Here is a 26,154-nt window from a genome sequence, read left to right on the forward strand (position 1 = left end):
TCCCTGGCCGTTCACGTCCGCACCGGCCACGCCTGCGGGCCATGTCAGGGGGTCCAGAGGGGGGTGATCGCGTCGGCCAGGAGTCGTCCGACGTCGCCCAGGCGGTGCCGACCGCCCTCGACGACGACGCCGCCGTCCACCACCACCGTGTCCACGTCGGCGGCGCCCGCCACGAGCAGGACCTGCCCGGGGTCGGCGCCGGCGGTCCGGACGGTGTCGTCGCGGACGGCCACGAGGTCGGCCCGCGCGCCGACCTCGAGGCGTCCCGCGTCGGGCCACCCGATGCTCTCGTGCGCGGTGGCGGCGGCCAGCAGGTCGGCCGGGCCGAGGCGGCCGCGCTCGAGGGTCGCGAGCCGCTCGTGCATCTCCAGGGCCCGCGCCTCCTCGACGAGGTCGACGACCGCGTGCTGGTCGGACCCCAGCGAGAGCCGCGCCCCCGCCTCCCGCAGCGCCCGGGCCGGGCCGATGCCGTCGGCGAGGTCGCGCTCGGTCGTGGGGCAGAAGCAGGCCCAGGCCCGGTGCCGACCGAGGAGCGCGACGTCGGCCCCGGTGAGGTGGGTGGCGTGCACGGCGGTCAGGTCGGGCCCGAGGACCCCCTCGGCCTCGAGCAGCCCGGTCGGGGTGAGGCCGTGGGCGGCGAGGCAGGCGTCGTTCTCGGCCGGCTGCTCGGACAGGTGCAGGTGCAGCGGCCGCCCGGCCCGGTCGCCAGCACCGCCCGGTCCCCCGTCCACCGCAGCCCGGTGGCGACCGGCGGCGCCGGCGCCCTGGTCGGCTCGGGCCCAGTCGGCCACCACGCCCAGCTGCCCGCGCGGCACCGCCCGCACCGAGTGGATCGCCGCCCCCACCCGCAGGTGCGCCGGGCCGCCGTCGGTGTGGTCGCGCACGTCCTCGACCCGCAGCGCCCACGTCTGCGCGTCCAGGTCGCCGAAGCGCAGCTGCGTGCCCTCGAGCTCGGCGTAGCCGGCGCCGTCCAGGCCGCCGGCGAGGTAGCAGGTGTCCAGCAGCGTCAGCCGGATGCCCGCGTCCTGCGCCGCCTGCACCAGCGCGTGCCCCATCGCGTTGGGGTCCATGTAGCGCCGGCCGCCCGGCGCGTGGTGCAGGTAGTGGAACTCACCGACCGCGGTCACCCCGGCCAGCGCCATCTCGGCGTAGACCGCCCGCGCCAGCGCGAGGTAGGACCCCGGGTCGAGCCGCGCGGCCACGGCATACATCCGCTCGCGCCACGTCCAGAACGTCCCGCCGCCGTCGTGCGTCCGCCCGCGCAGCGCACGGTGGAAGGCGTGGCTGTGGGCGTTCGCGAACCCCGGGAGGACGACGCCGGGCAGGCGGTGGTCACCCTCCTCAGCAGGTATGCCGTCGCTCACCTCGACGAAGCGCCCCGACTCCACGACGAGCCGGACGTCGCGGCGCACTCCGTCGGGCAGGTGCGCGGCGGCGGCGTGGAAGGCGGCGCGAGCACTCATGAGGGCGTCCCGACGAGGTCGGCCACGCACGCGGCCAGCGCGTCGACCCCCGCGTGGCAGTCGTCGGGCTCGGCGTGCTCGGCCGGGCTGTGCGACACCCCGGTGGGGTTGCGGACGAAGAGCATGGCGGTGGGCACGCCCGCCCCGGCGAGGATGCCGGCGTCGTGCCCCGCCCCGGTGCCCAGCACCGGCACGCTCAGCTCGTCGTGGCGGCCGAGGACCCCGCGCAGCCGGGTCGCGAGGTCGGCGTCGAGGCGGGTGGTGGGGGTCCACGACTCACGGGTCACCGTGGCGCCCGCCTCGCCCGCCCCACGGGTGACGTCGGCGACGAGCGCCTCCACCTCGGCCTCGTCGGCACCGCGGGCGTCCAGCCACCCGGTGACGTGGGAGGGGATGGCGTTGACCCCGCCGGGGGTGACGGCGACCTTGCCCACGGTCGCGACGCACCCACGGCGCTCGGCGGCCCGGCGCGCGCCGAGGACGAGGTCGGCGTAGCCGAGCATCGCGTCCCGGCGGTCCTCCAGCCGTGTCGTGCCGGCGTGGTTGGCCTCCCCCGGGAAGTCGAAGCGCCACCGACCGTGCGGCCAGATGTCGCTGGCGACCGCGACGGCGGCGCCGAGGTCGACGAGCGCCCGGCCCTGCTCGACGTGCAGCTCGACGAAGCAGCCCACCCGGGCGAGGGCCTCCTCGTCCCGGCCGAGCCGCCCGGGGTCCCGACCGGCGGCCGACAGGGCCTCGGCGTACGTCACGCCGTCGGCGTCGGTCAGCGCCCGCGCGCGGTCCGCGTCCAGCGCCCCGGTGAGGACGCGGGACCCGGCGCAGGCGATGCCGAAGCGGGCACCCTCCTCGTCGACGAAGTGCGCCACGGCGACCGGCACGGCCGGGGCGACGCCCTGGGCCCGCAGCGCGTCCAGGGCGGCGAAGGAGCTGACCACCCCGAGCGGCCCGTCGAAGGCGCCGCCGTCGGGCACCGAGTCGAGGTGGGAGCCGATCACCACCCCGTGCCGGCCGGCGCGCGCGGCGTCGTCGACGCTGCCGGGCCCGTCCCACCACCACGCCCACTGGTTGCCGACGCGGTCCTCGACGAGGTCCAGCCCGCGCGTCGCCGCCTCCCCGGCGAACCACTCGCGCAGCTGCGCGTCCTCCCGGGTCCAGACGAAGCGGCGGTAGCCACCGCCGCCCACCCGACCGACCCGGTCGAGGTCGGCCCACATGCGGTCGAAGGTCCGGAGGTGCTCGGCGTCGCTCACCTGCCCGACTCTAGGGGCGGGGGCTCGCGGGGGGCAGTGCCGCCGCGAGCCTGGAGTCTCAGATGTCGGACGGCCTACCCTGGGGACCATGAGCGAGGAGCGTGCGGTCGCCGCGGTCGAGGCCGCCGGGTTGGAGCATGTCGTGACCCGGCACGGTCGGGTCGGCAGCCTGGAGGAGGCGGCCCGGGCCCGAGGGGTCGAGCCGCGCGACATCGTCAAGACGCTGGTCGTGCGCCGCGGGGAGGGCGACCACCTCTTCGTGCTCGTGCCCGGCGACCGCGAGATCTCCTGGCCGCGGCTGCGCTCCCTGCTGGGCGTCAACCGGCTCTCGATGCCGGACGCGGAGACCGCGCGGGAGGCGACGGGCTACGAGCGCGGCACGATCACGCCGTTCGGCTCGACGACGGCCTGGCCGGTCGTCGCCGACGCCTCGCTGGTCGGCGACCCGCAGCGGCGCATCTCGCTCGGGGCGGGCGCCCACGGGGTCGCCGTGACGGTGCTGGCCGAGGCCGCGCTGGCGGCCCTCGACGCCCAGGTCGCCGAGGTGACCGACGTCAGCGGGTGATCTCGCCCTCGGGCCGGACGAGGACGACCGCGTCGCCGTAGCTCAGCTTCTTGCGGCGGCTCGCGAGCGTGCCGAGGATGCGGAACACCCGGGTCTGCCAGCCGTACTTCTCCCGCACCGCCGCCTGCACCTCCTCGAACTCGGCCCCGTCGTGCACCATCTCGGCGGTCGCCTGGACGGGCGTGGTGCCCGGGGTCGGCGTGCCGGTGCGCGAGCAGGGCTGGACGAGCACCCGCGGGGTGTGGCGCAGCCGCTTGGTCTTGCCGGTGCCCGTCGTCGTGTAGAAGCCGATGCGCTCGCCGTCGCTCAGCGGCACCACCCAGACCGGCGTGGGCACGCCCTCGCCGCTGCGCCGGAAGGTCGTGAGCAGGATGAACTGCTCGGCCCCGAGCCGCTGGACCACTGGAGTCGTCATGGCCCGAACCTACGCCGCCCCGGCTAGAAGAGCAGCAGCCCCACCGGGATCGCCAGGACCAGGCTGATCACCACCCGCTCGAACCAGATGAGCAGCAGCTTCGGGATGGAGACCGGGATCTGGGTGCCGACGAGCGAGGGGACCATCGCGGAGAAGAAGATGACCTGGCTGACGCAGACGACGCCGACGACGTACTTCACCGACATCGCGGACTCCGTGACGAGCGCGGCGGGCAGGAACATCTCGGAGACACCCAGCGCGGCGGCCTTGGCGACCAGCAGCGGCTCGGGGATCTGCAGCGTCCAGGTGATCGGGTAGAAGAGGTAGCCGAGCCAGTCGAAGAGCGGGGTGTACTCCGCGAGCACCAGCCCCAGCAGCCCGATCGACAGGATGCTCGGCAGGATGGCCATCGCCATCTTCACCCCGTCGACGAAGGTCGAGCCGACCACCCGTCCGATGCCCGGGTCCGCGGCGACGGTATGCCGTGCCTCGCCCCACGCGGCGGCGAGCCGGCTGCCCTCGACATCGCGCTCGGGGCGCGCCTCGACCCCGGGCGCCGTCTCGTCGGGCATCCGACCCAGGGGCGGGATGCGGACGGTGACGGCCGTCACCGCGAAGGTGATGAGCAGGGTGGACCAGAAGTAGAGCGACCAGTGCTGCATGAGGTCCAGGGCGTTCGCCACGACGATCATGAAGGTCGCCGAGACCGTCGAGAAGCCGGTGGCGATGACCATCGCCTCGCGGTGGGAGTACTTCCCCTCCAGGTAGACCCGGTTCGTGATGAGCAGGGCGAGGGAGTAGGACCCCACGAAGCTGGCGACCGCGTCGATCGCCGAGCGCCCGGGCGTGCGGAAGACGGGGCGCATGACCGGTCGGGCCAGCACGCCGATGAACTCCATGAGGCCGTAGCCGGTGAGCAGCGCCAGGAAGATCGCCCCGACCGGCACCAGCAGCCCGACCGGGATGACGAGGGAGTTCAGCAGGAAGGGGCCCATGCCGTCGGCGAAGAGCCAGGCCGGGCCGACACCGAGCACGAGCATGACGCCGACCACGAGCCCGACGACCCGCGCCACGGAGAAGACGAGGTCGGTCGTGCTGCGCCGCCAGCTGCCGGTGACCCAGGGCTGCACGGCGCCGGCGAGGATGAGCGCGAGGGCGTACCACGGCAGGACGGCGGGGACCGCCTCGCGCAGCCAGGACACCACGTGGTCCAGCGGGATGGTGCTCCGGCCCCCGAGGGTGACCGGCACGAAGAACATGAGGACCCCGACGGCGGAGTAGACGAAGAACTTCCACATCGGGGCCCGCTCGGGCGCGACGCCCCCGGTCCGGGCCGTCATCACTCCCCCTCCCGCATGGGCACCCGCACCCCGCGCTCGGCGGCGACCTCGTCGGCGCGGTCGTAGCCGGCGTCGACGTGCCGGATGACCCCCATGCCCGGGTCGTTGGTGAGCACCCGCTCGAGCTTGCGGCGGGCCAGGTCGGTGCCGTCGGCCACGCTCACCTGGCCGGCGTGCAGCGAGCGCCCGATGCCGACGCCCCCGCCGTGGTGGAGGGACACCCAGGACGCCCCGGAGGCGGTGTTGACCATGGCGTTGAGCAGCGGCCAGTCGGCGATCGCGTCGGAGCCGTCGGCCATCGCCTCGGTCTCGCGGTAGGGGCTGGCCACCGAGCCGCAGTCCAAGTGGTCGCGGCCGATGACCAGCGGGGCGCTGACCTCGCCGGAGGCCACCATCTCGTTGAAGCGCACCCCGGCCCGGTCCCGCTCGCCGTAGCCCAGCCAGCAGATCCGCGCCGGCAGCCCCTCGAAGGAGACCCTGTCCTGCGCGCCGCGGATCCACGTGTGCAGGTGGTCGTTGTCGGGGAAGAGGTCCAGCACCGCCTGGTCGGTCGCGGCGATGTCCTTCGGGTCGCCGGAGAGCGCGGCCCACCGGAACGGCCCCTTGCCCTCGCAGAAGAGCGGCCGGATGTAGGCGGGGACGAACCCCGGGAAGTCGAAGGCCCGGTCGTAGCCGCCCTGCCGGGCCTCGTCGCGGATGGAGTTGCCGTAGTCGAAGACCTCGGCGCCCGCGTCCAGGAAGCCGACCATCGCCTCGACGTGGCGGGCCATCGACTCCTGCGCGCGGTCGGTGAACTCCTCGGGCTTCTTCTCCGCGAGCTCGTGCCAGTCGGCGAGGTCGACACCGGTGGGCAGGTAGGACAGCGGGTCGTGGGCGGAGGTCTGGTCGGTCACCACGTCGATGTCGACGCCCCGGCGCAGCAGCTCGGGGAAGACCTCGGCGGCGTTGCCGACGACCCCCACCGAGACGGCCTCGCGAGCACCCTTGGCCGCGAGCACGCGCTCCACCGCGGCGTCGAGGGAGTCGGCGACCTCGTCGAGGTAGCGGCTCCGGACCCGCCGCCGCAGCCGCGCCTCGTCGACATCCACGACCAGGCACACCCCGCCGTTGAGGGTCACCGCGAGCGGCTGCGCGCCGCCCATGCCCCCGCAGCCGCCGGTGAGGGTGAGGGTGCCGGCGAGCGACCCCGCGAACCTCTTGGCGGCGACCGCCGCGAAGGTCTCGTAGGTGCCCTGGAGGATGCCCTGGGTGCCGATGTAGATCCACGACCCGGCGGTCATCTGGCCGTACATCGTCAGCCCGAGCTTCTCGAGCCGCCGGAACTCCGGCCACGTCGCCCAGTCGCCCACGAGGTTGGAGTTGGCGATGAGCACCCGCGGCGCCCACTCGTGGGTCTGCATGACACCGACCGGCCGGCCGGACTGGACCAGCATGGTCTCGTCCTCGCGGAGGTCGGTGAGGGTGCGGACCATGGCGTCGAAGCTGCGCCAGTCACGGGCGGCGCGACCGGTGCCGCCGTAGACGACGAGGTCGTCCGGGCGCTCGGCGACCTCGGGGTCCAGGTTGTTCATGAGCATCCGCAGCGGGGCCTCGGTGGCCCAGGAGCGGGCGGTGAGCTGGGTGCCGCGGGGTGCGCGGACGGGGCGGGCGCCTTCCATGGTCGTCTCCTTCGACGTGTCGGTATGCCGTCAGCTGAGCAGCCCGGTGACCTGCTCCGCGGCGGCGCGGACGCGGCCGTCGAGCACGAGGTCGACGACGGTCTCGATCTCGGGGCTGAGATGGCGGTCGGGGCCGGGGCCCTCGACGCCGGACTCCCGCAGCAGCGCCACGACGGCGGCGGTGGCGGGCGGGGGGTGAGCGGGGCCCGCAGGTCGAGCGCGCGGGCGGCGGTGAGCACCTCGACGGCCACGACCCGGGCCAGCCCGTCGACGCTGCGGCGCAGGGCACGGGCCGCTCCCCACCCCATGCTCACGTGGTCCTCCTGCATGGCCGAGGACGGGATGGAGTCCACGCTCGCCGGGGCGGCGAGCCGCTTGAGCTCGGCGACGACCGCAGCCTGGGTGTACTGCGCGATCATCAGCCCGCTGTCGGTGCCGGGGTCGTCGGCGAGGAACGGCGGGAGCCCGTGGCTGCGGGCCACGTCGAGGAACCGGTCGGTGCGCCGCTCGCTGATCCCGGCGACGTCGGCCGCGACGATCGCGAGGAAGTCCAGCACGTGCGCCACCGGGGCGCCGTGGAAGTTGCCGTTGGACTCCACCCGCCCGTCGAGGGTGACGACCGGGTTGTCGATGGCGGCGGCGAGCTCACGGTCGGCGACGGTGCGGGCGTACCCGCAGGTGTCGCGGGCCGAGCCGTGCACCTGCGGCGAGCAGCGCAGGGAGTAGGCGTCCTGCACGCGGGTGCACGCGTCGGTGCGGTGGGACTCCCGGATCGCGCTGCCGGCCAGGAGGGCGCGCAGGTTCTCCGCCGACCGCGCCTGGCCGGGGTGGGGGCGCAGGGCCTGCAGGTCGGCGGCGAAGACGTCGTCGGTCCCCAGCTGGCCCTCGACGCTCATGGCGGCGGCGACGTCGGCGGTGGTGAGCAGGGTGCCGAGGTCGTGCAGCGCGAGGACGAGCATGCCGAGCATGCCGTCGGTGCCGTTGATGAGGGCCAGCCCCTCCTTCTCGGCCAGCTCGACCGGCGCGATGCCCGCACGGGCCAGCGCCTCCCCGGCCGGGAGCAGCTCCTGGGGGGTCTGCGTCCAGGTGGCGTGGTCCGCGCCCGCGGCCGCGCCGACCCGCACCATGCCCTCGCCGAGCACGGCGAGCGCGCAGTGGGCGAGCGGTGCGAGGTCGCCGGAGCAGCCGAGCGAGCCGTGCTCGCGCACGACGGGGGTGATGCCGGCGTCGAGGAGTGCGGCATACGCCTGGGCGGTCTCGAGCCGGACCCCGGTGCGGCCGGTGGCCAGCGTCGACAGCCGCAGCAGCATGAGGGCGCGGGTCACCTCGCGCTCCACCTCCGGGCCCGAGCCCGCGGCGTGGCTGCGGACCAGGCTGCGCTGCAGCCGGGCGCGCTTCTCCGGCGGGATGCTCGTGGTGGCCAGCGCCCCGAAGCCGGTGGAGATCCCGTAGTGCGGGCGACTGTCGACGGCGAGGTCCTCGATGATGCGGCGGGTCGCGGTGATGCCCTCGGCCGCCTCGTCGGACAGCGTGACGCGAGCCCCGTGCCGGGCGACGGCGACGACCTCGGTGGGCGACAGCGGGCCGACGCCGACGACCACCTCGGTCGGGTTGTCAGGTTCGGGAAGGCGGCTCATGCAGACCATTGGACCGTCGCGGGCCCGCCGCGTCACCAGGTCGCAGCCGCTCGGTGTCTCAGATCCCGGACTCCAGGGTCCCCTCAGGCCACGCCGGCCCACCCCCGAGGGAGCCTGAGCAGAGAAGGACGCCCGACGCAGGTGGCGCAACCCCTGCCTCGAGGACCTTTCTCTGCTCAGGTCGCGGTAGGACGCCCGAAGCGCTCGACGAAGGCGGGCAGCAGGCTGCGGACGTGCCCGAGGTCGACGGACCTGGCCTGGGCCACGATGGGAGCGACCTCCTCCGGCTCGCAGTAGCCGTGACCGGCGTAGATGTGCAGCCGACGCTCCAGCGACTCCGCGTCCAGCTCGGGGTGGAACTGCGTGGCGTAGACGTGGCGGCCCATCCGGAACATCTGCGTCGGGCAGCCCGCCGAGGACGCGAGCAGCTCGGCACCGGGCGGCAGCACGGCGCAGGCCTCCTTGTGGCCGACGATCGCGTGGAAGGGGTCCGGCAGACCGGCCAGCAGCGGGTCGGCCCGGCCCTGCTCGGTGAGCGAGATCTCCACCGCGGCGGGCGCCTCGCCGTACCTGCGGTCGACGGTCCCGCCGCAGGCCAGCCCCAGCACGCCGATGCCGTAGCAGGCCCCGAGGAACGGCACGTCCGCCTCGACGACGCGGCGGACCAGGCCCGCGAGGTCGCGCTCGACCCGCTGCTGCACCTGCCCCTTGTGCTCGTCGGAGGCGTTGAACGGGCTGCCGCCCAGGACGAACCCGCTGTAGGCGCCGAGGTCGACCGTCGGCAGCGGCGCCGCCTCCACGCGGACCCGGTGCAGCTGGGCCTCGGTCAGCCCGGCGTAGCGCAGGAAGCCGGCGTACTCGTCGTCCGCGGCGTCGTCCTCGGCGCGCGTGCCGAGCAGCAGGAAGGGCCTCACACCCGCAGAGCCTAGGGTGGGTGGCGTGGACGAGCCGACACCGACCGACCAGCAGCCGGGCCAGCGCGACCGCGCGATCGCGGCGTTCTGGGCCGACGCGCGCATCCGCGGCAAGCTCAACCGCATCGAGGTGTATGCCGGGGCGCAGGTGAGCGACACCCTCCCGCCCCCGGCGTGGAGCTTCGGCGACGAGGACGACCCGGCCACCGCGGACCGGCTGCTCGAGCTGGTCCTCGACGGCCGCAAGACCGCGACCGCGAGCGCCTACCGCGACTACGAGGAGGAGGCCCGCCGGAGGGCGGCCGGGCCCACCGACGACGCCCCCGGCGACACCCTCACCCGCACCGGGGTCGACCTCGACCTGGCCCTGCCCGAGCCGGGCCTGCTGTCCATCATCCTCGACGGCGCCGGCCAGCCGCGGGCGCTGGTGCGGATCACCGACGTCGAGGTGTGCCGCTTCGCGGACGTGACCGAGGAGCACGCCCGCCTGGAGGGCGAGGGCGACCGGACCGTCGAGCAGTGGCGGGCCGTCCACCGCGAGGCGTTCGCCGCCACCGCGCCGCACGGCGAGCCGGTCGACGACGACACCCTCGTGGTGCTCGAGCGGTTCGAGGTGCTCGTCCCGGCCGCCGCCCGCAGGGCCGCGCGACGGCATACCTGAGGCGCCGCCAGGCGACGACCGCGGGCCGGACCGGGAGCTGCCCGGCCCGGGTCAGACGCGGACGAGCATCTTGCCGGTGTTGTCCCCGCGCAGGAGGCCGAGGAAGGCGTCGACCGCGTGCTCGATGCCGTCGACGACGGTCTCGCGCGACTCCAGCTGCCCCGCGGACAGCCACCCGGCGGCCCGTGCGGCGTACTCGCCCGCCAGGTCCTGGTGGTCGGCGACCAGGAAGCCGGTCATCGTGCCCCGCACCTGGATGAGCCGGGCGAGGTTGCGCGGCCCCGGGGCGGGCTCGGTGTCGTTGTAGCCCGAGATCGCGCCGCAGATGGCGATCCGCCCGCCCTGGCGCAGGGCCCCCACCGCGGCCTCCAGGTGGTCGCCCCCGACGTTGTCGAAGTAGACGTCGATCCCGTCGGGCGCGTGCTCGGCGAGCTGCGCGGCCACGTCGCCGTCCTTGTAGGTGAAGGCGGCGTCGAAGCCGAGGTCGTCGACCAGGTGGTCCACCTTCTCCTGGGAGCCGGCGCTCCCGATGACCCGGCCGGCGCCGAGGGACCTGGCGATCTGGCCGGCCACGCTCCCGACGGCACCGGCGGCCCCGGAGACGAAGACGATGTCCCCCTCGCGCAGCTGCGCCACCCGCGTCAGCCCGGCGTAGGCGGTGAGCCCGGTCATCCCGAGCACCCCGAGGTAGGCCGAGGCGGGCGCCGCCCCGGTGTCGACGACGCGCGCCGCCGCGGCGTCCACGACCGCCTCCTCGCGCCAGCCGAGCTGGTGCAGCACGTGGTCCCCCACGGCATACCCGTCGGCGCGGGACTCCTGGACGACGCCGACGGCGCCGCCCTCCATCGCCCGGCCCAGCTGGAAGGGCGGGACGTAGGACCGCGTGTCGTTCATCCGGCCGCGCATGTAGGGGTCGACCGACAGCAGCTCGTTGCGGACCCGGATCTGCCCGTCGCCGAGCTCGGGCAGCTCGCTGGTGGCGAGCTCGAAGTCGGACGGCTCGGGCCAGCCGTGCGGGCGGGCGACGAGGCGGACCTCGCGGGCGGGACGGGGCTGGTCGGTAGGGGTCACGGGTGGGTACCTCCGGTGCAGGGGTCGTCGTGCGGTGTCCTGCGGGCAACGCCGACGTGGCGCGAGGTATGCCGTGGCGTCACCTAGGCCCTACTCTTACGACTCGTGACCTCCACGCATCCACAGCCTGTGATCACCGACGAGAGCCCGTCCGCCGACGCCAACCGGCGGGGCCCGAGCTTCGAGGCCACGCACGAGCTCGCGACCGGCCCGGTGACCTCTCCCCCGGCCACCGTCGACGGCTTCGTGCGGGAGTTCCTCGACCAGCTCAACTTCGGCCAGGGCGTCAAGCTGTCGCAGTCGACGATCAACGACCAGTACCTCGCGCTGGCGCGGACCGTCCGCTCCTACCTCATGGCCTCGTGGCTGGAGACCGGCCACCGCCGCCGCAAGGAGGAGACCAAGGTCGTCGGCTACCTGTCGGCGGAGTACCTCCTGGGGCGTCAGCTCGGCAACAACCTGCTGGCCAGCGACCTGCAGGACATCGCGGACCAGGCGATGGAGCGCTGCGGGATCGACATGGCGGCCGTCCGCGGCCAGGAGGTCGAGCCCGGCCTCGGCAACGGCGGCCTCGGGCGCCTGGCCGCCTGCTTCGTCGACTCGCTCGCCACGATGGACGTCGCCTGCATCGGCTACGGCATCCGCTACGAGTACGGCATCTTCCGGCAGACCTTCGTCGACCACCGCCAGGTCGAGGAGCCGGACAGCTGGCTGCGGCTGGGCAGCCCGTGGGAGTTCCCGCACCCCGAGCGCGCCGTGCAGGTCGGCTTCGCCGGGCACACCGAGACGTCTGCCGACGAGCAGGGCCGGGAGCGCACCCGCTGGACCCCGTCCTGGCAGGTCCGCGGCGTGCCCTACCACTACATGGTGCCCGGCTTCCGCAACGGCGTCGTCAACACCCTGAGGCTGTGGAGCGCCGAGGCCAACCAGGCCTTCGACCTGCAGACCTTCAACCGGGGCGACTACGCGCAGGCCTCCCGCGCCGAGATCTTCGCGGAGAACATCTCCAAGGTGCTCTACCCCGACGACTCCACCCCGCAGGGCAAGGAGCTGCGGCTGCAGCAGCAGTACTTCTTCGTGGCGTGCTCGCTGCGCGACTTCATCGAGAACACCCTGCCCCGCGACTTCGACCTGCACCGGCTGCCCGAGCGGATCATCTTCCAGCTCAACGACACCCACCCGGTCATCGCGGTGCCCGAGCTCATGCGCATCCTCGTCGACGAGAAGGGCTTCGACTGGGACGAGGCGTGGGGCATCACCCGGCAGTGCTTCGCCTACACCTGCCACACCCTCCTGCCGGAGGCGCTCGAGGTGTGGCCGGTCGAGCTCCTGGGCCGGCTGCTGCCGCGCCACCTGGAGATCATCTACCGCATCAACGAGGAGTTCCTGCTCGAGGTGCGCGAGGCCTTCCCGGGTGACGAGGGCCGGATCCGCCGGATGTCGATCATCGCCGAGCAGCCGCAGCGGGCGGTGCGCATGGCCTACCTCGCGACCGTCGCGGGCGCGAAGGTCAACGGGGTCGCCGAGCTGCACAGCCAGCTGCTGCGGGACGACGTCCTGCCCGACTTCAACGCGATGTGGCCGGAGAAGTTCACCAACGTCACCAACGGCATCACCCCCCGCCGCTTCCTGCGGCTGGCCAACCGCAAGCTCTCCTCGCTCATCACCGACACGATCGGCGACGGCTGGGTCACCGACCTGGACCGGCTGCGCGAGCTGGAGCCGTATGCCGACGACCCCGAGTTCCGGCAGCGGTTCCGGGAGGTCAAGGCCGCCAACAAGGCGCGCCTGGGTGACCTGCTGCGGGTGCGCGACGGCGTCGAGCTGCGCCAGGACCACCTGCTCGACGTCATGGTCAAGCGGCTGCACGAGTACAAGCGGCAGACCCTCAAGCTGCTGCACGTCGTGTCGGTCTACGAGGGGGTCCTCTCCGGGCGCACCCCGGTCGAGCAGGTCACGCCGCGCACCGTGCTCTTCGGCGCCAAGGCCGCCCCCGGCTACCACATGGCCAAGGAGATCATCTACCTCATCAACGCCGTCGCCGCCAAGGTCAACACCGACCCGGTCATGGACGGCCGGCTGCAGGTGCTCTTCCCGGCCAACTACAACGTCACCCTCGCCGAGAAGGTCATCCCGGCCGCCGACCTGTCCGAGCAGATCTCGCTGGCCGGCAAGGAGGCCTCGGGCACGGGCAACATGAAGTTCGCGCTCAACGGCGCCCTCACCATCGGCACCCTGGACGGCGCCAACGTCGAGATCCTCGACCTCGTGGGCGAGGACCACTTCTTCCTCTTCGGCATGACCGAGCCCGAGGTGGAGGAGCTGCGCCAGCGCGGCTACGTCCCCAGCGCCTACTACGAGGGCGACCCGGTGCTCAAGGCGACCATCGACCTCATCGGCAGCGGCCACTTCACCGGCGGCGACCCGGGCGCGGTGTCGGCGGTCCTCGACAACCTGCTCAACCACGACCCGTTCATGGCGCTCGCCGGGTTCGACGCCTACCTCGGGGCCCAGGACCGCGTCGAGCGGGCCTACGCCGACCCCGAGGGGTGGAGCCGCTCGACGATCCTCAACGTGGCCCGCTGCGGCTTCTTCTCCTCCGACCGCTCGATGCGGGACTACCTCGACCGCATCTGGGCGCCCGGGAGCGAGTGACATCGCCGCACGGCGAGCAGCACCACACCCCTGCCGGGGCAGGCCTACCCGTAGCGGACGCGGGCTGAGTCCTGTTGCCGTCGTCGTGGCGGCGTCCGCGGCGCTGGTCGCCGGCGCGTGCAGCGACCGGGCCCCCGCCCCGGGGACCCCCGACGCGCAGCAGAGCAGCGCCGCGCCGGAGGGCTCGGCGACGACGGCACCGGGCACCTCCGCGCCGGAGGACCAGTCGGGTTCCGCACCCGCGTCGACGGGGCCGGGCGAGGACGCCGCCGCGAGCTCCTCCGACGAGCCGGTGGCCGCGCCGACCCCGAGCGACCCCGCGCCGGGGTCCTGCGAGGCCCTCGCGCAGGACCTCACGACGGCCGAGCAGGTGGGGCAGCTCTTCATGCTGGGCGTGAGCACGGAGTCGGGCGTGACCCCGCAGGTCGCCGAGGTGCTGGCCAGCACGGGGACGGGCCACGCCCTGCTGCTGGGTGACACGCAGGCCGGCGTCGACGGGGTGCGCGCCCTCACCGACGCCCTGCGCGCCGTGGACGACCAGCCGGACGGGGTGGACCTGCTCGTGGCCGTCGACCAGGAGGGCGGCCAGGTGCAGCGCCTGCGGGGCCCCGGCTTCGAGCGGATGCCGTCGGCCGTGCAGCAGGCCCGGCTGCCCGTGGACGAGCTGTCCCGCCGGGCCGAGGTGTGGGGCGGGCAGCTGCGGGCCGCCGGGGTCGACCTGGACCTCGCGCCGGTCGCGGGAGTGGTGCCGCCGGAGTTCCACGGTCGCAACGAGCCGGTCGGGGTGCTGGGCCGGCAGTACGGCCCGGACGCCCGGACCGTGGTGCCCCCGGCCTCGGCCTTCGTCGCGGGCATGGAACGGGCCGGGGTGGGCACGAGCGTGAAGCACTTCCCCGGGCTGGGGCGGGTCGAGGGCAACACCGACCTCGCGGCCGGCGTCGTCGACGTCGACACCAGCCGCGACGACCCCGAGCTGTCGGCGTTCGCCGAGGTCGTGGACGCCGGCGCCTCCTCGGTCATGGTGGCCACCGCGGTCTACGACCGGATCGACCCCGGCGTCCCGGCGGCCTTCTCCCCCGTGGTCGTCGAGGAGATGCTGCGCGGTGACCTGGGCTACGACGGGGTGGTGGTCTCGGACGACCTGGGCGTCGCGGCACAGGTGCAGGCGGTCCCGCCCGGTGAGCGCGCCACCCGCTTCCTGCACGCCGGCGGTGACGTCGTCATCAACGGCGACCCCGCGATCCATACCGCCATGGTCGAGGCCACCCTGGCCCTGGTCGAGCAGGACCCCGCCGTCGCCGCGTCGGTCGAGACGAAGGCGGCGCGGGTGCTGGCCCTCAAGGCCACCCTCGGCGACGGCGGCGGTCTCGCCGACTGCGACCCCTCCGGCCGCTGACCCTGCCCCGTCCGGTGGGCACCGACGCACGTCCGGTGCGGCGAGGCGGGGCCCGGGAGCGGGCATAGGGTCGGGAGCATGGCCACCGGCAACGCCCCCGCCGCCGGGCACGCGCTGGCGATCCTCACCCTCCTCGCCCGGCACGCGACCCCGGTCGCGGCGGCGACCGTCGCCCGCGAGCTGGGGCTGCCGCGCTCCTCGACCTACCACCTGCTCGCCGTCCTCGTCGAGCAGGGGTTCGCCGTGCACCTGCCCGAGGAGCAGCGCTACGGGCTGGGGGTCGCGGCCTTCGAGCTGGGGTCGGCCTACACCCGGCAGGCGCCGCTGCAGCGCCTCGCTCGGCCGCGCCTGACCCGGCTCGCCGACGCCGCCGGCCACAACGCGCACCTCGCGGTGCTGCACGGCGCGGACGTGCTCTACGTCGTCGAGGAGCGGGTGGCCGGGCGGCCCTCGCTGGTCACCGAGGTCGGCGTGCGCCTCCCCGCGACGCTCACCGCCAGCGGCCTGGCGATCCTCGCCGCCCTCCCGCCGGCGCAGGTCCGCGCGCTCTACCCCTCCCGGGGGTCCTTCGTGCAGCGCCACGGCACCGGCCCGCGCGCGCTGCCCGAGCTGCGCCGTGAGCTCGCGGCGACCCGGGCCCGGGGGTATGCCGTGGAGGACGGCCTGGTCACCCCCGGTCTGGCGTCGGTCGCCTCGGCGGTGCTGGACCACTCCGGCCACCCGGTCGCCGGGGTCGCGGTGACCTACCCGGCCCAGGACGACGTGGACGTCCCCGGCCTGGTCCGACAGGTCTGCGCCTGCACCCGCGAGCTCTCCGACCGCCTGGGCCACCGCGGCCCCTGACGGCGGCGCCCGCCTCTCGGATCCCGGAGCACCGGCCCCGCCGCGTCGTCCCTGCCCCTCCGGGCGCGGTACGGTCGCCGCACACCTGCGACGACGCATACCGGGAGGTCCAGCATGGATGTGCTCTGGGGCATCGGCGGCATGGCAGCGCTCATCGGGCTGGCCCTGCTGCTCTCGACGAACCGACGGGCGGTGCGGTGGCGCACCGTGCTGGCGGCGCTGACCATCCAGGTCGTCTTCGGTGTCCTCGTCCTCTACTGGTCCTGGGGGCAGCGCGCGCTGGAGCAGGTGTCGCTGGGCGTGCAGGCGGTCATCAACTCCGCCAACGCCGGCATCGAGTTCCTCTTCGGCCCGGTGCTGCCGCAGGGCGAGGACGCCGGCTCGGTCTTCGCCTTCCAGGTGCTGCCGGTCATCATCTTCTTCGCCTCGCTGACCGCGGTGCTCTACCACTTCAAGATCCTGCAGTTCGTCGTCGAGCGCCTGGGCTCGGCGCTCGGCTGGGCGCTGGGCACCCGCAAGGCCGAGTCGGTCAACGCGGCGGCCAACATCTTCGTCGGCCAGACCGAGGCACCCCTGGTCATCCGCCCCTACCTGCGCGGCCTGACGACGTCCGGGCTCTTCGCCGTCATGGTGGGTGGCCTGTCGACCGTGGCCGGGTCGGTGCTCGTCGGCTACTCCCTCCTCGGCGCGCCGCTGGAGTACCTCATCGCCGCCTCCTTCATGGCGGCACCCGGCGCGCTGCTCATGGCCAAGCTGGTGCTGCCGGAGGAGGCCGACGACGTGCCCCCGGAGGAGGAGGAGAACGACACGGACGCGACGACGGCCGGGGACGAGAGCGACGACGCGGGCGCGGCGGCGGCCGAGGATGACGAGGACGACGACGAGCTCGAGGGGATGGAGTACCGCAACGTCATCGACGCCGCCGCCTCGGGCGCCGCGGACGGGCTCAAGCTCGCGCTCAACATCGGCGCCATGCTGCTGGCGTTCATCTCTCTCATCGCCCTGGTCAACCTGCTCATCGGCACGGTCGGGGGGTGGTTCGGGCAGCCCGACATCACCTTCGAGCAGATCCTCGGCTACGTCTTCGCCCCGATCATGACCGTCATCGGGGTCCCGTGGAGCGAGGCCACCAGCGCCGGGAGCTTCGTCGGGCAGAAGGTCGTCGTCAACGAGTTCGTGGCCTTCTCCAACTTCGCGCCGGTCATCGACGAGTTCAGCCCCAAGACGGCGGCGATCGTCACCTTCGCCCTCACCGGTTTCGCCAACCTCGGCTCGCTGGGCATCCTGCTCGGCGGGCTGGGCGGCCTCATCAAGGACCGTCGGCACGAGATCGCGCAGCTGGGCATCCGGGCCATCCTCGCCGCCACCCTGGCCAACCTCATGAGCGCCGCGATCGCCGGCATCCTCATCGGCTAGCGGTCCTCGACCGGGGACGTCGGCCGGCCCGGCGACGCGCGGCCCGACACCCCGGCCGGGCGGTCGCCGCGGGTCTAGAGTGGTCCGGCTGGGTCGCCCACGGCCCGACCGGGCCGGCGGGAGCGGGCAGGAAGGGACTCGATGGTCAACGTCATGCTCGCCGGCGGGCTCGCGATGCTCGTCGCGCTCCTGTGCACGCCGCTGTTCATCCGCTTCCTCGTCCGGCGCAGCTACGGCCAGTTCATCCGGGACGACCTGACCCACCACCACGTCAAGCGGGGCAAGCCCACCATGGGCGGCGCCGTCATCATCGGGGCGGCCCTGCTGGGCTACTTCGGGTCGCACGCCGGCGTCCTGCTCCTCGACCTCACGGGGATGCTCGACGTCACCGCCACCCGCCTCTCGATCAACGCCCTGCTCGTGCTCTTCCTGCTGACCGGGCTGGGCGTCATCGGCTTCTTCGACGACTACACCAAGATCCGCAAGGAGCGCAGCCTCGGGCTCACCTCGGGCCAGAAGCTCGTCGGCCAGACCCTGGTGACGGTGGTCTTCGCGCTCGCCGCGCTGCTCGTCACCGACGAGGAGGGCCGCTCCCCGGCCTCGACCGCGATCTCCTTCGTCCGCGACACCCCGCTCGACCTCGCCTTCGCCGGCCCGCTCGTCGGGCTCGTCCTCTTCCTCCTGTGGTCGAACCTGCTCATCACCGGGGCGTCCAACGGGGTCAACATCACCGACGGCCTGGACGGTCTCGCGACCGGTGCCTCGACGATGGTCTTCGGCGCCTACGTCGTCATCGCGATGTGGCAGCACAACCAGGGCTGCGGCATCGCGCCGGGGTCCAACTGCTACTCGATCAGCAACGCGCTGGACCTCGCGGTCGTCGCCGCCTCGATCTCCGGGGCCTGCGCCGGGTTCCTGTGGTGGAACGCCTCGCCCGCGGCCATCATCATGGGCGACACCGGCTCGCTCTCCCTGGGTGCGGCCCTGGCCGGCATGGCCATCCTCACCCACACCCAGCTGCTCCTCGTGGTCCTCGGCGGGCTCTTCGTCATCATCACGGCCTCGGTGATCATCCAGGTCATCAGCTTCAAGACGACCGGACGGCGGGTCTTCCGCATGGCCCCGCTGCACCACCACTTCGAGCTGCTGGGGTGGGCGGAGATCACCATCGTCATCCGCTTCTGGATCATCGCCGGGATCTGCGTCGCCGCCGGGCTGGGGCTGTTCTACGCCGAGTGGGTCGTCACGCTCTGAGGCGCCGGGCGGCCCGTCCGACGACACGTCCTGCCGCCCGTTACGTTGGGGCCATGCGAGCGATCACGATCCCCGAGCCCGGTGAGGCCGACGCCCTGGTCCCCGCCGACGTCCCCACCCCCACCGCCGGCCCGGGCGAGGTGCTCGTCGACGTCGTCGCCGCCGGCGTCAACCGGGCGGACGTCATGCAGCGCAAGGGCGCCTACCCGCCCCCGCCCGGAGCCTCCGAGCTGCCCGGCCTCGAGGTCAGCGGCCGGATCGGCGCCCTCGGCGAGGGCACCGAGGACGCGGGCTGGTCGGTCGGCGACGAGGTGTGCGCCCTGCTCGCCGGCGGGGGGTATGCCGAGACCGTCGCCGTCCCGGTCGGCCAGCTGCTGCCGGTGCCCGACGGCATACCGCTCGAGGACGCCGCCGCACTGCCCGAGGTGGCGTGCACGGTCTGGAGCAACCTGGTGATGGAGGCCGGGCTGGGCGAGGGCGAGACCGTGCTGCTGCACGGCGGCTCGAGCGGCATCGGGACGATGGCCATCCAGGTGGCCAAGGCCCTCGGCGCCCACGTGGCGGTGACCGCCGGGTCGGCGGACAAGCTCGCGGCCTGTCGCGATCTCGGCGCCGACGTCCTGGTCAACTACCGCGAGCAGGACTTCGTCGAGGAGGTCAAGGCCGCGACCGACGGCCGGGGTGCCGACGTCATCCTCGACGTGGTGGGCGCGAAGTACCTCGCGGACAACGTCCGTGCCCTCGCCCGGGACGGGCGCCTCGTGGTCATCGGCCTGCTCGGTGGCCGGACCGGCGAGCTCGACCTGGGCGCCCTCCTGGCCAAGCGCGGCCGCGTCCAGGCCACCTCGCTGCGCTCCCGGTCGCTCGAGGACAAGGCCGAGATCGTGGCCGCCGTGCGCGAGCACGTGTGGCCCTGGGTCGCCCAGGGCCGCGTGCGCCCGCTCGTCCAGTCCCGCCACCCGCTGGAGGAGGCCGCCGCCGCCCACCGCGAGATGGAGGCCAGCCAGCACATCGGCAAGATCCTGCTCACCGTCGCGGGCTGAGGGCCGGGGACCTCGAGCGGGCCGGGCATACCGGGCCCTGACCTGGGCACCCGCAACGGAGCCTGTGCACGGATAGGCAACCTGTACACCGGTATGCAGCCGGTGCACCGGAACGGAACCTGTGCACGGGTGTGCAGCCGGTGCGCAGGGTCTTCCCTCCGTCTCGGCTGCAGAAGCGTGCACAGCCACCCCTCACGGCGAGCGGGGTCGCGCTGCCCCAGCCGGGCCTACTCCTGCGCGTCGAGCAGCCGCCCCGGCCGCGCCGGCATACCCGCCCGGTCCAGGGCGGCGAGGATGCCCCGGGTGTCCCGGTCGGCCGCGCCCAGCTCGCTGCGCCGGGTCCACCGGGCCTTGCGGGCCTCGGTGGCCAGGTCGAGGTCGGGGCGCTCGTCGAGGAGGACCCGGAAGACGACGTCCACCCCCTGCTCCAGCGCGTCGACCCGCACGGTCACCGGGTCGCCGGGGTCGATGTCGAGCCCGACCTCCTCGGCCACCTCGCGCCGCACCGCGTCGGCCGGCTCCTCGCCCCGCCCGAGCAGCCCGCCCGGCAGGCTCCACCCGCGGCGGTGCGGCTGCCACAGCACGAGGATCTCCCCGCCGTGCTCGACGACGCAGACCGCCCCGACCGTGTAGCTGGGCGCGACCGTCCGCACGGCGAGCCGCTTGAGCGGCCCGGGCGTGACCCGGAAGCCGACCAGCGCGGCCGTGCTCAGCTTGCGTCGCAAGGTCGAGAGGTCCATCCGGTCAGCCAACCACACGGCCGCCCGCCCGCCGTTCTGGACCTCGGTTCCTGGGGAGCACGGCCACCCACCTGCCGTTCTGGACATGGCGTTCTGGGACCCGTTCCCCAGAAAGCTATGTCCAGAAGGGCAGGCGGGACCATGACGTCCTCCCCGCGACGTGCCGGCGTCAGGAGGTCGCGTCGGCAGCCGCCCGACCGGCCGCCCGCCCGGTGAACAGACAGCCGCCGAGGAAGGTCCCCTCCAGCGACCGGTAGCCGTGCACCCCACCACCGCCGAACCCCGCGACCTCGCCCGCGGCGTACAGGCCCGGCACCGGCGACCCGTCGGCATCCAGGGCCCGGGAGGCCAGGTCGGTCTGCACCCCGCCGAGGGTCTTGCGGGTGAGGACGCGCAGCCGGACCGCGACGAGCGGGCCGTGCCGCGGGTCGAGGAAGCGGTGCGGGGGCGCGGTGCGGATGAGCCGGTCGCCCAGCGAGCGCCGGGCAGCGCGGACCAGCGCGGTCTGCACGTCCTTGCCGTAGCCGTTGGCCAGCTCCCGGTCCCGCGCCTCGACCAGCTCGCGCACCTGGGCTGCGTCCACGAGCTCGGCCCCGGTGAGCGCGTTCATCCGGGCCACCAGCTCCTCGACGGTGTCCGCCTCCACCACGTCCGCGCCGTGGTCGACGAAGGCCTGGACCGGAGCGGGCACGTCCGTGGTGACCCGCCCCAGCACCTGCCGCACGGACCGGCCGGTGAGGTCCGGGTTCTGCTCGGAGCCGGAGAGGGCGTACTCCTTGCCGAGCACGGTGCGGCTGGCCACGAACCAGCTGTGGTCGTGCTCGGGCTGGCTCCGGCGCAGGTGCGCGAGGGTGCCGAGGGTGTCGAACCCCGGGAGGTATGGCGCGGGGAGCCGGCGCCCGGTCGCGTCCAGCCACAGGCTGCTGGGGCCGGGCAGGATGCGGATGCCGTGCCCGGGCCAGACCGGCGTGTGGTTGGCCAGGCCCTCGACGTAGTGCCACATCCGGTCGCGGTTGACCAGCCGGGCCCCGGCCGACTCCAGCGGGTCGAGCATCGACCCGTCGACGTGGGCCGGCACCCCCGTGACGACCTCCCGCGGGGGCGGGCCGAGACGCTCGGGCCAGAAGCGGCGGACCAGCTCGTGGTTGGCGCCGATGCCGCCGCTGGTGACGACGACCGCCCCCGCCTCGATCTCCACCTCGCCCACGACGGTGCGGGAGGACGGCATACCCCGGCCGACCGGGTCCTCGGCGAGGAGGGCGCAGCGCACCCCGGTGACCGCGCCGCCGCTGGTCACCAGCCCGGTGACCCGGTGCCGTCCGCGCAGCTGCACGAGCCCGGCGGCCACCCCGTCGCGGACCGCCCGCTCGAAGGGCTCGACCAGCCCGGGCCCGGTGCCCCAGGTGAGGTGGAAGCGCGGCACCGAGTTGCCGTGGCCGCTGGCCGTGCCGTCGCCGCGCTCGGCCCACCCGACCACGGGGAAGAGGCGGACCCCGCGCTCGCGCAGCCAGGCCCGTTTCTCCCCGGCCGCCCACTCGACGTAGGCCCGGGCCCAGCGACGGCCCCAGTCGTCCTCCCCCGTCCGGCCCGCCTCCCCGTCCCGGTCCCAGCCGGCGCTCCCGCACCAGTCCTGCCAGGCGAGGTCGACCGAGTCGTGGATGCGCAGCCGCCGCTGCTCCGGGCTGTCCACGAGGAAGAGGCCGCCGAAGCTCCACCAGGCCTGGCCGCCCAGGTGCTCGGTCCGCTCCTGGTCCACCAGGGCCACCCGCCGCCCGGCGGCGACCAGCTCGGCGGTCGCCACCAGACCGGCGAGCCCGGCGCCCACGACGACGACGTCCACGTGCTCGGTCATGACCACCGACGTTACCGTGCACGGGACCCGGGCGAACCGGTCGCTAGGCTGCGGCCGATGGACATCCGGCGGAGCACCGCGGCAGCGGCCCCCTGGCTGCGGCGCACCGGCGTCGTGGCCCTGCTGCTCGTGGTCGCGTGGACCGGCGGCGTGGCGGCCACCCAGCTGTGGCCGGTGCACACGCAGACCCGCTACTTCGCCGCGGACATCTCGATCCAGCCGCGCCTCGACTCCACCGTGCTCCTGCCGACCGTCGTCGGCGACATGGAGGTGTCCTTCGAGCGCCGGGTGATGCCCGCGCCGGGCCTGGAGGCGCGCGTCCAGGTGCGCGAGGAGGTCACCGACCTGCTGCGCCGCGGCCAGCTGCGCACCGCCGACCTGGAGCCGACGCCGGCCGAGCTGCGCGCGGCCATCGACGACGGCGTGGCCGAGCTCGCCTGGAAGTTCGCCGCCGGTGCCCTGGTCACGACCGCGCTCCTCATGCTGGCGTATGCCGCGGCCCGGCCCGCCCACGTGGCGCGCGGTCTCGTGGCCTCGGCCGTCGCGACGGTGCTGGCGATGCTCGTGCCGGGGACGGCGGCATACCTCACCTACCGGACCGACCGGGTCGCCGAGTTCCGCACCACCAGCCTGCTCTCGCTCGTCGAGCAGAACACCGACATCCTCGCCGGCCTGGACCGCAAGGCCGACCAGGGCGCGGTCTACGTCACCAACCTGCTGGCGCTGTCCTCGGCCATGCGCGAGGAGTTCAGCCCGGACGGGGGCCAGAGCGAGCCGGCCGCCCGGTTCCTGCTCGTGAGCGACATCCACGGGCTCAACCAGTACCCGCTCATGCGCGAGATCGTGCAGACCCAGGACATCGACGCCGTCATCGACGCCGGTGACCTCGTCAACTTCGGTCGCCAGGACGAGGGTGACCTCACCGACATCTACGAGGGCATCGAGAGCCTAGGGGTGCCGTACCTCTTCGTGCGCGGCAACCACGACGGCGCCTCCGCCGGGGACGAGGGCGTGCTGCGGCGGATGGCGCAGGTGCCCAACGTGCTGCTCGTCGAGCCGACCGAGGGCGAGCTGCAGCAGATCACCGTCAACGGCGTGACCGTGACCGGGTTCAACGACAGCCGGTACTTCAACCAGCGCAGCGACGACTACGGCGCCGACCAGGCCGCGCTCGCGCAGCGCTTCCGGGAGGCGACCGCCGGGCTGCCGCCGAGCGACATCGTGCTCACCCACCAGCCCTATGCCGCCGACCGGGTCACCGCGGGCGCCGTGACGATCAACGGGCACATGCACGTCCCCGACCTCACCGGGCAGCACCTGCAGGTCGGGTCGTTCACCGGCGGCGGGCTGGTCAACCAGTTCCGGCTGCCGCCGCTCACCGAGCAGGCGCAGGAGGCGGCGCAGGAGGACCCGGAGACCGCCGGCGAGCTCGAGGGGCACGCCTACAGCTTCGACATCCTCACCTTCGGGGAGGACTGCGCGATCAGCAGCCTCACCCGCTACAGCTACCGCAACCTCGTGTCCGGCCGCCCCCAGTTCGACGACGTCAGCCTCATCAACGGCCGCTCCATCCAGCCGCAGGTCCCGGCGGACCGGTCGTGCTCGCCGGACCAGGGGGTCGAGGTGCAGGCGGTCGAGGCGCTGCTCGAGGACGCCGAGGCCGACCCGACGCAGGTGGAGGTCACCCCGCCGGACGACGCCGTCGTCACCACGCTCCCGCCGCTGGAGCTGCCGGAGATCGACGACGGGACGGGCGGGGACGGCCCGTCGGACGAGGCCGGGGCGACCGAGCAGCCCTGAGCGGCGCGGGGCTCGCGAGGCCCGGGGCGACGGCAGGCCAGGGGCGGCCCGGCGGTCGGGCGGCCTGTCGCGGGCGGTCAGGCGAGGGACCAGGTGTGGCGGACGGCATACCGGGGCGTGCCGCCGGGGCCCTGGCCGAGCTCGGAGCGCACGAGACAGACCGCGTCCGCCCGCCACGACGAGGTATGCAGCGTGTCCAGCGCCTGCACCAGGTGACCGGCCGGGCGCGGTCGGCCGGCGGAGCGGGCCAGGGTGACGTGAGCGCTGAACCGGGTGCCGTCGACCCGGACGCCGGACCGGCTGGCGAGCGAGCGGAGCGCCTGCGCCCAGGCGCCGAGCGATCCGGCGGACGGCTCCTCGACCCCCGCCCACAGGACCCGCGCGGCGCCGGGGTCGGGGAACGCGCCGGCCCCCCGCAGGGCGAGCCGCAGCGGGTGGTTCCGCCCCGCCCAGGCTGCCCCCGCCTCGACCAGCTCCTCCTCGCGCCACTCCTCCAGCTCGGGCAGGAACGCCAGGGTCAGGTGGCGCTGCTCGCTGCGGGTCCAGCGCCAGTCCCCCCGGGGAGCCAGCGCGTCCTGCCGCGGCTCGAGGAAGCGGACGAGCTCCTCGGTGACTGCGTCCGGCGGCAGCAGGGCGATGAAGGCGCGCACCGGACCATCCTGGCAGCAGCGTCGGACCGGTGTGCGACGCTGGCCGGGTGAGCACGCCGACCTCGCCCCAGCCCCGCACCGACCGCACCGTCGTCGCGGTCGCCTGGGCCGTGGCCGCGGTGGTCGTCGCGCTGGCGACGGCCTTCATCGCCTGGCTGGCCCTGGCCGAGCGCGGTGCCGAGCAGGCAGCCACCCCGTCGCCGTCGGCCGGCGCGCAGTCCACGCCCGAGGAGGACGGTGCCGAGGGCGGTGCGGACGAGGGCGAGGGCGGCACCCAGGGCGGCACCCAGGAGGACGGCGGGAGCGCGCCGGACGGGTCCACGCCGACCGACGAGGGGTCCGCGGCCGAGCCTGCGCCGGCGGACCCGGGAGCCGCGGAGCAGACCCCTCCCCCTGAGGTCGCGCAGATGATGCTGGACCTGCAGCGCCGCGACCCGCAGGACCCCATGGCCGTGGGCGAGGTGGACGCGCCGGTCGTCATGATCGAGTACGCCGACTACCGCTGCCCCTACTGCGCGCAGTTCCACCTCGAGATCCGGCCCGAGCTGCTGCCGCTGGTCGACGACGGCACGCTGCGCATCGAGTTCCGCGACTTCGTCATCTTCGACGAGACCTCCCAGCTCGCCGCCGTGGCCGGCCGTGCCGCGGCGGAGCAGGACCGGCTGGAGGAGTTCCAGAGCGCCGTCTTCGCGCTGTCCACGGACGGCCACGGGGAGTACGGCCGGAAGGACCTCGTCGACATCGCCGAGGAGGTCGGGATCGCCGACCTCGAGCAGTTCGAGGCCGACCTCGACGACGCCGACCTGGCCGCGGCGGTCGAGGCCGACAGCGCCGAGGCCCGGGCCATCGGCGTCTCCTCCACCCCCACCTTCCTCATCAACACCCAGGTGCTGCAGGGCGCCTACCCCGCGGACCGGATGCTCGAGATCATCGAGGAGCAGAGGCAGGACGCGACCGCGTCGTCGTGACCCCGTCGGCGGAGGTCCCGCGACGGCGCACGGCATACCACCGGTGCCCGAGCGCGAGCACCAGGGTGAGCGCGACCGCGACACCGGCGACGAGCCACGGGCCGCCCGCGAGCAGGGCCTCGAGGGCGAGCGCCCAGATCGCGAAGCCGACGGTCGCGTAGATCGCGGCCCAGGCCGCGGCGCCCACGGACTGCGCGAGGGTGAAGCGCCACCACCGCATCCGCAGCACACCCGCCGAGGCCAGCACCACCGTCTGCAGCCCGACCGTGAGGTAGCACAGCGGCACCGCGCCGATGCCGCAGCGCTCCACCGCCCCGCGGCCGCGGTCGAGGGCGTCGCTGGACAGCCAGCGGTGGACCGCGGCGCGCCAGCCCGAGGTGGGGCGGGTATGCCGCAGCGTCTGCTCGGTCACGCTGCGCGCGATCCAGTAGGTCGCCTGGCCACGCAGCATGGCCACGCCCCACAGGAAGGCGAGGGCGAGGCCGATCGGGAAGGACTGCCAGGCGTCCACGCGTCCATCGTCCCACGCGTCGTCACGGGCCCGCGCGGCGCAGCCGGTCGCC

General features: G+C 74.3%; 21 protein-coding genes and 1 pseudogene. 10 read left to right on the plus strand and 12 right to left on the minus strand.

Annotated elements, in window-relative coordinates:
- Positions 1–44: 44 nt before the first annotated feature.
- Positions 45–1,463 (minus strand): formimidoylglutamate deiminase, encoded by a 1,419-nt coding sequence (locus FHD63_RS14165; protein WP_139722595.1) that lies wholly within the window; start codon positions 1,461–1,463, stop codon positions 45–47.
- Complete coding sequence (locus tag FHD63_RS14170) at positions 1,460–2,713, minus strand: allantoate amidohydrolase (protein ID WP_275100596.1); 1,254 nt, start codon at positions 2,711–2,713, stop codon at positions 1,460–1,462. The genes FHD63_RS14165 and FHD63_RS14170 overlap by 4 nt, the downstream gene beginning before the upstream one ends.
- 88 nt (positions 2,714–2,801) lie before the next feature.
- Here FHD63_RS14170 and FHD63_RS14175 point away from each other — a divergent pair, with 88 nt between their 5' ends.
- On the plus strand, positions 2,802–3,278 hold the full coding sequence (locus FHD63_RS14175) for an aminoacyl-tRNA deacylase (RefSeq protein ID WP_139722596.1): 477 nt from the start codon (positions 2,802–2,804) through the stop codon (positions 3,276–3,278).
- Here FHD63_RS14175 and FHD63_RS14180 read toward each other — a convergent pair.
- The 5 genes and pseudogenes from FHD63_RS14180 to FHD63_RS14200 all read right to left on the minus strand — a co-directional run bounded on the left by FHD63_RS14180 (position 3,268) and on the right by FHD63_RS14200 (position 9,242).
- Positions 3,268–3,693 (minus strand): PPOX class F420-dependent oxidoreductase, encoded by a 426-nt coding sequence (locus tag FHD63_RS14180; RefSeq protein WP_139722597.1) that lies wholly within the window; start codon positions 3,691–3,693, stop codon positions 3,268–3,270. The genes FHD63_RS14175 and FHD63_RS14180 overlap by 11 nt on opposite strands.
- 23 nt (positions 3,694–3,716) lie before the next feature.
- Positions 3,717–5,033, minus strand: coding sequence for a YjiH family protein (locus tag FHD63_RS14185; RefSeq protein WP_139722598.1), 1,317 nt, complete (start codon positions 5,031–5,033; stop codon positions 3,717–3,719).
- Positions 5,033–6,691, minus strand: a complete 1,659-nt coding sequence (gene hutU / locus FHD63_RS14190; RefSeq protein WP_139722599.1) for a urocanate hydratase — start codon at positions 6,689–6,691, stop codon at positions 5,033–5,035. The genes FHD63_RS14185 and hutU overlap by 1 nt, the downstream gene beginning before the upstream one ends.
- A 30-nt stretch (positions 6,692–6,721) precedes the next feature.
- Positions 6,722–8,328 (minus strand): annotated as a pseudogene (gene hutH / locus FHD63_RS14195) (histidine ammonia-lyase).
- A gap of 176 nt (positions 8,329–8,504) precedes the next feature.
- A complete protein-coding gene (locus FHD63_RS14200; protein ID WP_139722600.1) occupies positions 8,505–9,242 on the minus strand; it encodes a glutamine amidotransferase in 738 nt (245 codons plus the stop codon).
- 25 nt (positions 9,243–9,267) lie between these two features.
- Between FHD63_RS14200 and FHD63_RS14205 the strand changes: the two genes are divergently transcribed.
- Complete coding sequence (locus FHD63_RS14205) at positions 9,268–9,903, plus strand: ASCH domain-containing protein (protein WP_238705682.1); 636 nt, start codon at positions 9,268–9,270, stop codon at positions 9,901–9,903.
- A 51-nt stretch (positions 9,904–9,954) separates the two neighbouring features.
- Here FHD63_RS14205 and FHD63_RS14210 read toward each other — a convergent pair whose 3' ends face one another.
- Positions 9,955–10,974 (minus strand): NADP-dependent oxidoreductase, encoded by a 1,020-nt coding sequence (locus tag FHD63_RS14210; protein ID WP_139722602.1) that lies wholly within the window; start codon positions 10,972–10,974, stop codon positions 9,955–9,957.
- A 129-nt stretch (positions 10,975–11,103) separates the two neighbouring features.
- On the opposite strand from FHD63_RS14210, the gene FHD63_RS14215 reads away from it, so the two are divergent.
- From FHD63_RS14215 to FHD63_RS14240, 6 genes are all read left to right on the plus strand, one after another.
- Positions 11,104–13,629, plus strand: a complete 2,526-nt coding sequence (locus FHD63_RS14215) for a glycogen/starch/alpha-glucan phosphorylase (protein ID WP_238705683.1) — start codon at positions 11,104–11,106, stop codon at positions 13,627–13,629.
- A gap of 85 nt (positions 13,630–13,714) precedes the next feature.
- On the plus strand, positions 13,715–15,025 hold the full coding sequence (locus FHD63_RS14220) for a glycoside hydrolase family 3 N-terminal domain-containing protein (RefSeq protein ID WP_139722604.1): 1,311 nt from the start codon (positions 13,715–13,717) through the stop codon (positions 15,023–15,025).
- A gap of 78 nt (positions 15,026–15,103) precedes the next feature.
- Entirely contained in the window at positions 15,104–15,868 is a 765-nt protein-coding gene (locus FHD63_RS14225; RefSeq protein ID WP_139722605.1) for an IclR family transcriptional regulator, read from the plus strand.
- A 114-nt stretch (positions 15,869–15,982) separates the two neighbouring features.
- Positions 15,983–17,284: a NupC/NupG family nucleoside CNT transporter gene (locus FHD63_RS14230; RefSeq protein ID WP_139722606.1), complete on the plus strand. Its 1,302-nt coding sequence runs from the start codon at positions 15,983–15,985 to the stop codon at positions 17,282–17,284.
- A gap of 141 nt (positions 17,285–17,425) precedes the next feature.
- The gene (gene mraY / locus FHD63_RS14235; RefSeq protein ID WP_139722607.1) at positions 17,426–18,538 is read left to right on the plus strand and encodes a phospho-N-acetylmuramoyl-pentapeptide-transferase; all 1,113 of its coding nucleotides are present in this window, start codon (positions 17,426–17,428) and stop codon (positions 18,536–18,538) included.
- 53 nt (positions 18,539–18,591) lie between these two features.
- On the plus strand, positions 18,592–19,581 hold the full coding sequence (locus FHD63_RS14240) for an NAD(P)H-quinone oxidoreductase (protein ID WP_139722608.1): 990 nt from the start codon (positions 18,592–18,594) through the stop codon (positions 19,579–19,581).
- Positions 19,582–19,808: 227 nt separating this feature from the next.
- Here the strand turns inward: FHD63_RS14240 and FHD63_RS14245 are convergent, their stop codons facing one another.
- Together FHD63_RS14245 and FHD63_RS14250 are read right to left on the minus strand one after the other, a co-directional pair.
- Entirely contained in the window at positions 19,809–20,321 is a 513-nt protein-coding gene (locus FHD63_RS14245; RefSeq protein WP_158296801.1) for an NUDIX hydrolase, read from the minus strand.
- A 169-nt stretch (positions 20,322–20,490) separates the two neighbouring features.
- Complete coding sequence (locus FHD63_RS14250; RefSeq protein WP_139722610.1) at positions 20,491–22,173, minus strand: FAD-binding dehydrogenase; 1,683 nt, start codon at positions 22,171–22,173, stop codon at positions 20,491–20,493.
- Between the two features lie 57 nt (positions 22,174–22,230).
- Here FHD63_RS14250 and FHD63_RS14255 point away from each other — a divergent pair, with 57 nt between their 5' ends.
- Positions 22,231–23,973 carry a metallophosphoesterase family protein gene (locus FHD63_RS14255; RefSeq protein ID WP_139722611.1) on the plus strand — a complete coding sequence of 581 codons (1,743 nt, stop codon included), beginning with the start codon at positions 22,231–22,233 and terminating at the stop codon, positions 23,971–23,973.
- A 77-nt stretch (positions 23,974–24,050) separates the two neighbouring features.
- Here the strand turns inward: FHD63_RS14255 and thpR are convergent, their stop codons facing one another.
- On the minus strand, positions 24,051–24,623 hold the full coding sequence (gene thpR / locus FHD63_RS14260) for an RNA 2',3'-cyclic phosphodiesterase (RefSeq protein WP_139722612.1): 573 nt from the start codon (positions 24,621–24,623) through the stop codon (positions 24,051–24,053).
- Positions 24,624–24,670: 47 nt separating this feature from the next.
- Here thpR and FHD63_RS14265 point away from each other — a divergent pair, with 47 nt between their 5' ends.
- The gene (locus FHD63_RS14265) at positions 24,671–25,591 is read left to right on the plus strand and encodes a DsbA family protein (RefSeq protein WP_139722613.1); all 921 of its coding nucleotides are present in this window, start codon (positions 24,671–24,673) and stop codon (positions 25,589–25,591) included.
- Here the strand turns inward: FHD63_RS14265 and FHD63_RS14270 are convergent.
- Positions 25,551–26,102: a DedA family protein gene (locus FHD63_RS14270; protein ID WP_158296802.1), complete on the minus strand. Its 552-nt coding sequence runs from the start codon at positions 26,100–26,102 to the stop codon at positions 25,551–25,553. The two genes, FHD63_RS14265 and FHD63_RS14270, sit on opposite strands and share 41 nt — an antisense overlap.
- Positions 26,103–26,154: the final 52 nt, after the last annotated feature.

The sequence above is a fragment of the Serinicoccus chungangensis genome, assembly GCF_006337125.1.
Classification (GTDB): Bacteria; Actinomycetota; Actinomycetes; order Actinomycetales; family Dermatophilaceae; genus Ornithinicoccus; species Ornithinicoccus chungangensis.

What these genes read in the sequence shown, in the direction of transcription:
- FHD63_RS14165 (WP_139722595.1), bottom strand. Translation starts at nt 1,463, where the DNA reads ATGAGTGCTCGCGCCGCCTTCCACGCCGCCGCCGCGCACCTGCCCGAC.
- FHD63_RS14175 (WP_139722596.1), top strand. Translation starts at nt 2,802, where the DNA reads ATGAGCGAGGAGCGTGCGGTCGCCGCGGTCGAGGCCGCCGGGTTGGAG.
- FHD63_RS14180 (WP_139722597.1), bottom strand. Translation starts at nt 3,693, where the DNA reads ATGACGACTCCAGTGGTCCAGCGGCTCGGGGCCGAGCAGTTCATCCTG.
- FHD63_RS14185 (WP_139722598.1), bottom strand. Translation starts at nt 5,033, where the DNA reads ATGACGGCCCGGACCGGGGGCGTCGCGCCCGAGCGGGCCCCGATGTGG.
- hutU (WP_139722599.1), bottom strand. Translation starts at nt 6,691, where the DNA reads ATGGAAGGCGCCCGCCCCGTCCGCGCACCCCGCGGCACCCAGCTCACC.
- FHD63_RS14225 (WP_139722605.1), top strand. Translation starts at nt 15,104, where the DNA reads ATGGCCACCGGCAACGCCCCCGCCGCCGGGCACGCGCTGGCGATCCTC.
- FHD63_RS14230 (WP_139722606.1), top strand. Translation starts at nt 15,983, where the DNA reads ATGGATGTGCTCTGGGGCATCGGCGGCATGGCAGCGCTCATCGGGCTG.
- mraY (WP_139722607.1), top strand. Translation starts at nt 17,426, where the DNA reads ATGGTCAACGTCATGCTCGCCGGCGGGCTCGCGATGCTCGTCGCGCTC.
- FHD63_RS14240 (WP_139722608.1), top strand. Translation starts at nt 18,592, where the DNA reads ATGCGAGCGATCACGATCCCCGAGCCCGGTGAGGCCGACGCCCTGGTC.
- FHD63_RS14245 (WP_158296801.1), bottom strand. Translation starts at nt 20,321, where the DNA reads ATGGACCTCTCGACCTTGCGACGCAAGCTGAGCACGGCCGCGCTGGTC.
- FHD63_RS14250 (WP_139722610.1), bottom strand. Translation starts at nt 22,173, where the DNA reads ATGACCGAGCACGTGGACGTCGTCGTCGTGGGCGCCGGGCTCGCCGGT.
- FHD63_RS14255 (WP_139722611.1), top strand. Translation starts at nt 22,231, where the DNA reads ATGGACATCCGGCGGAGCACCGCGGCAGCGGCCCCCTGGCTGCGGCGC.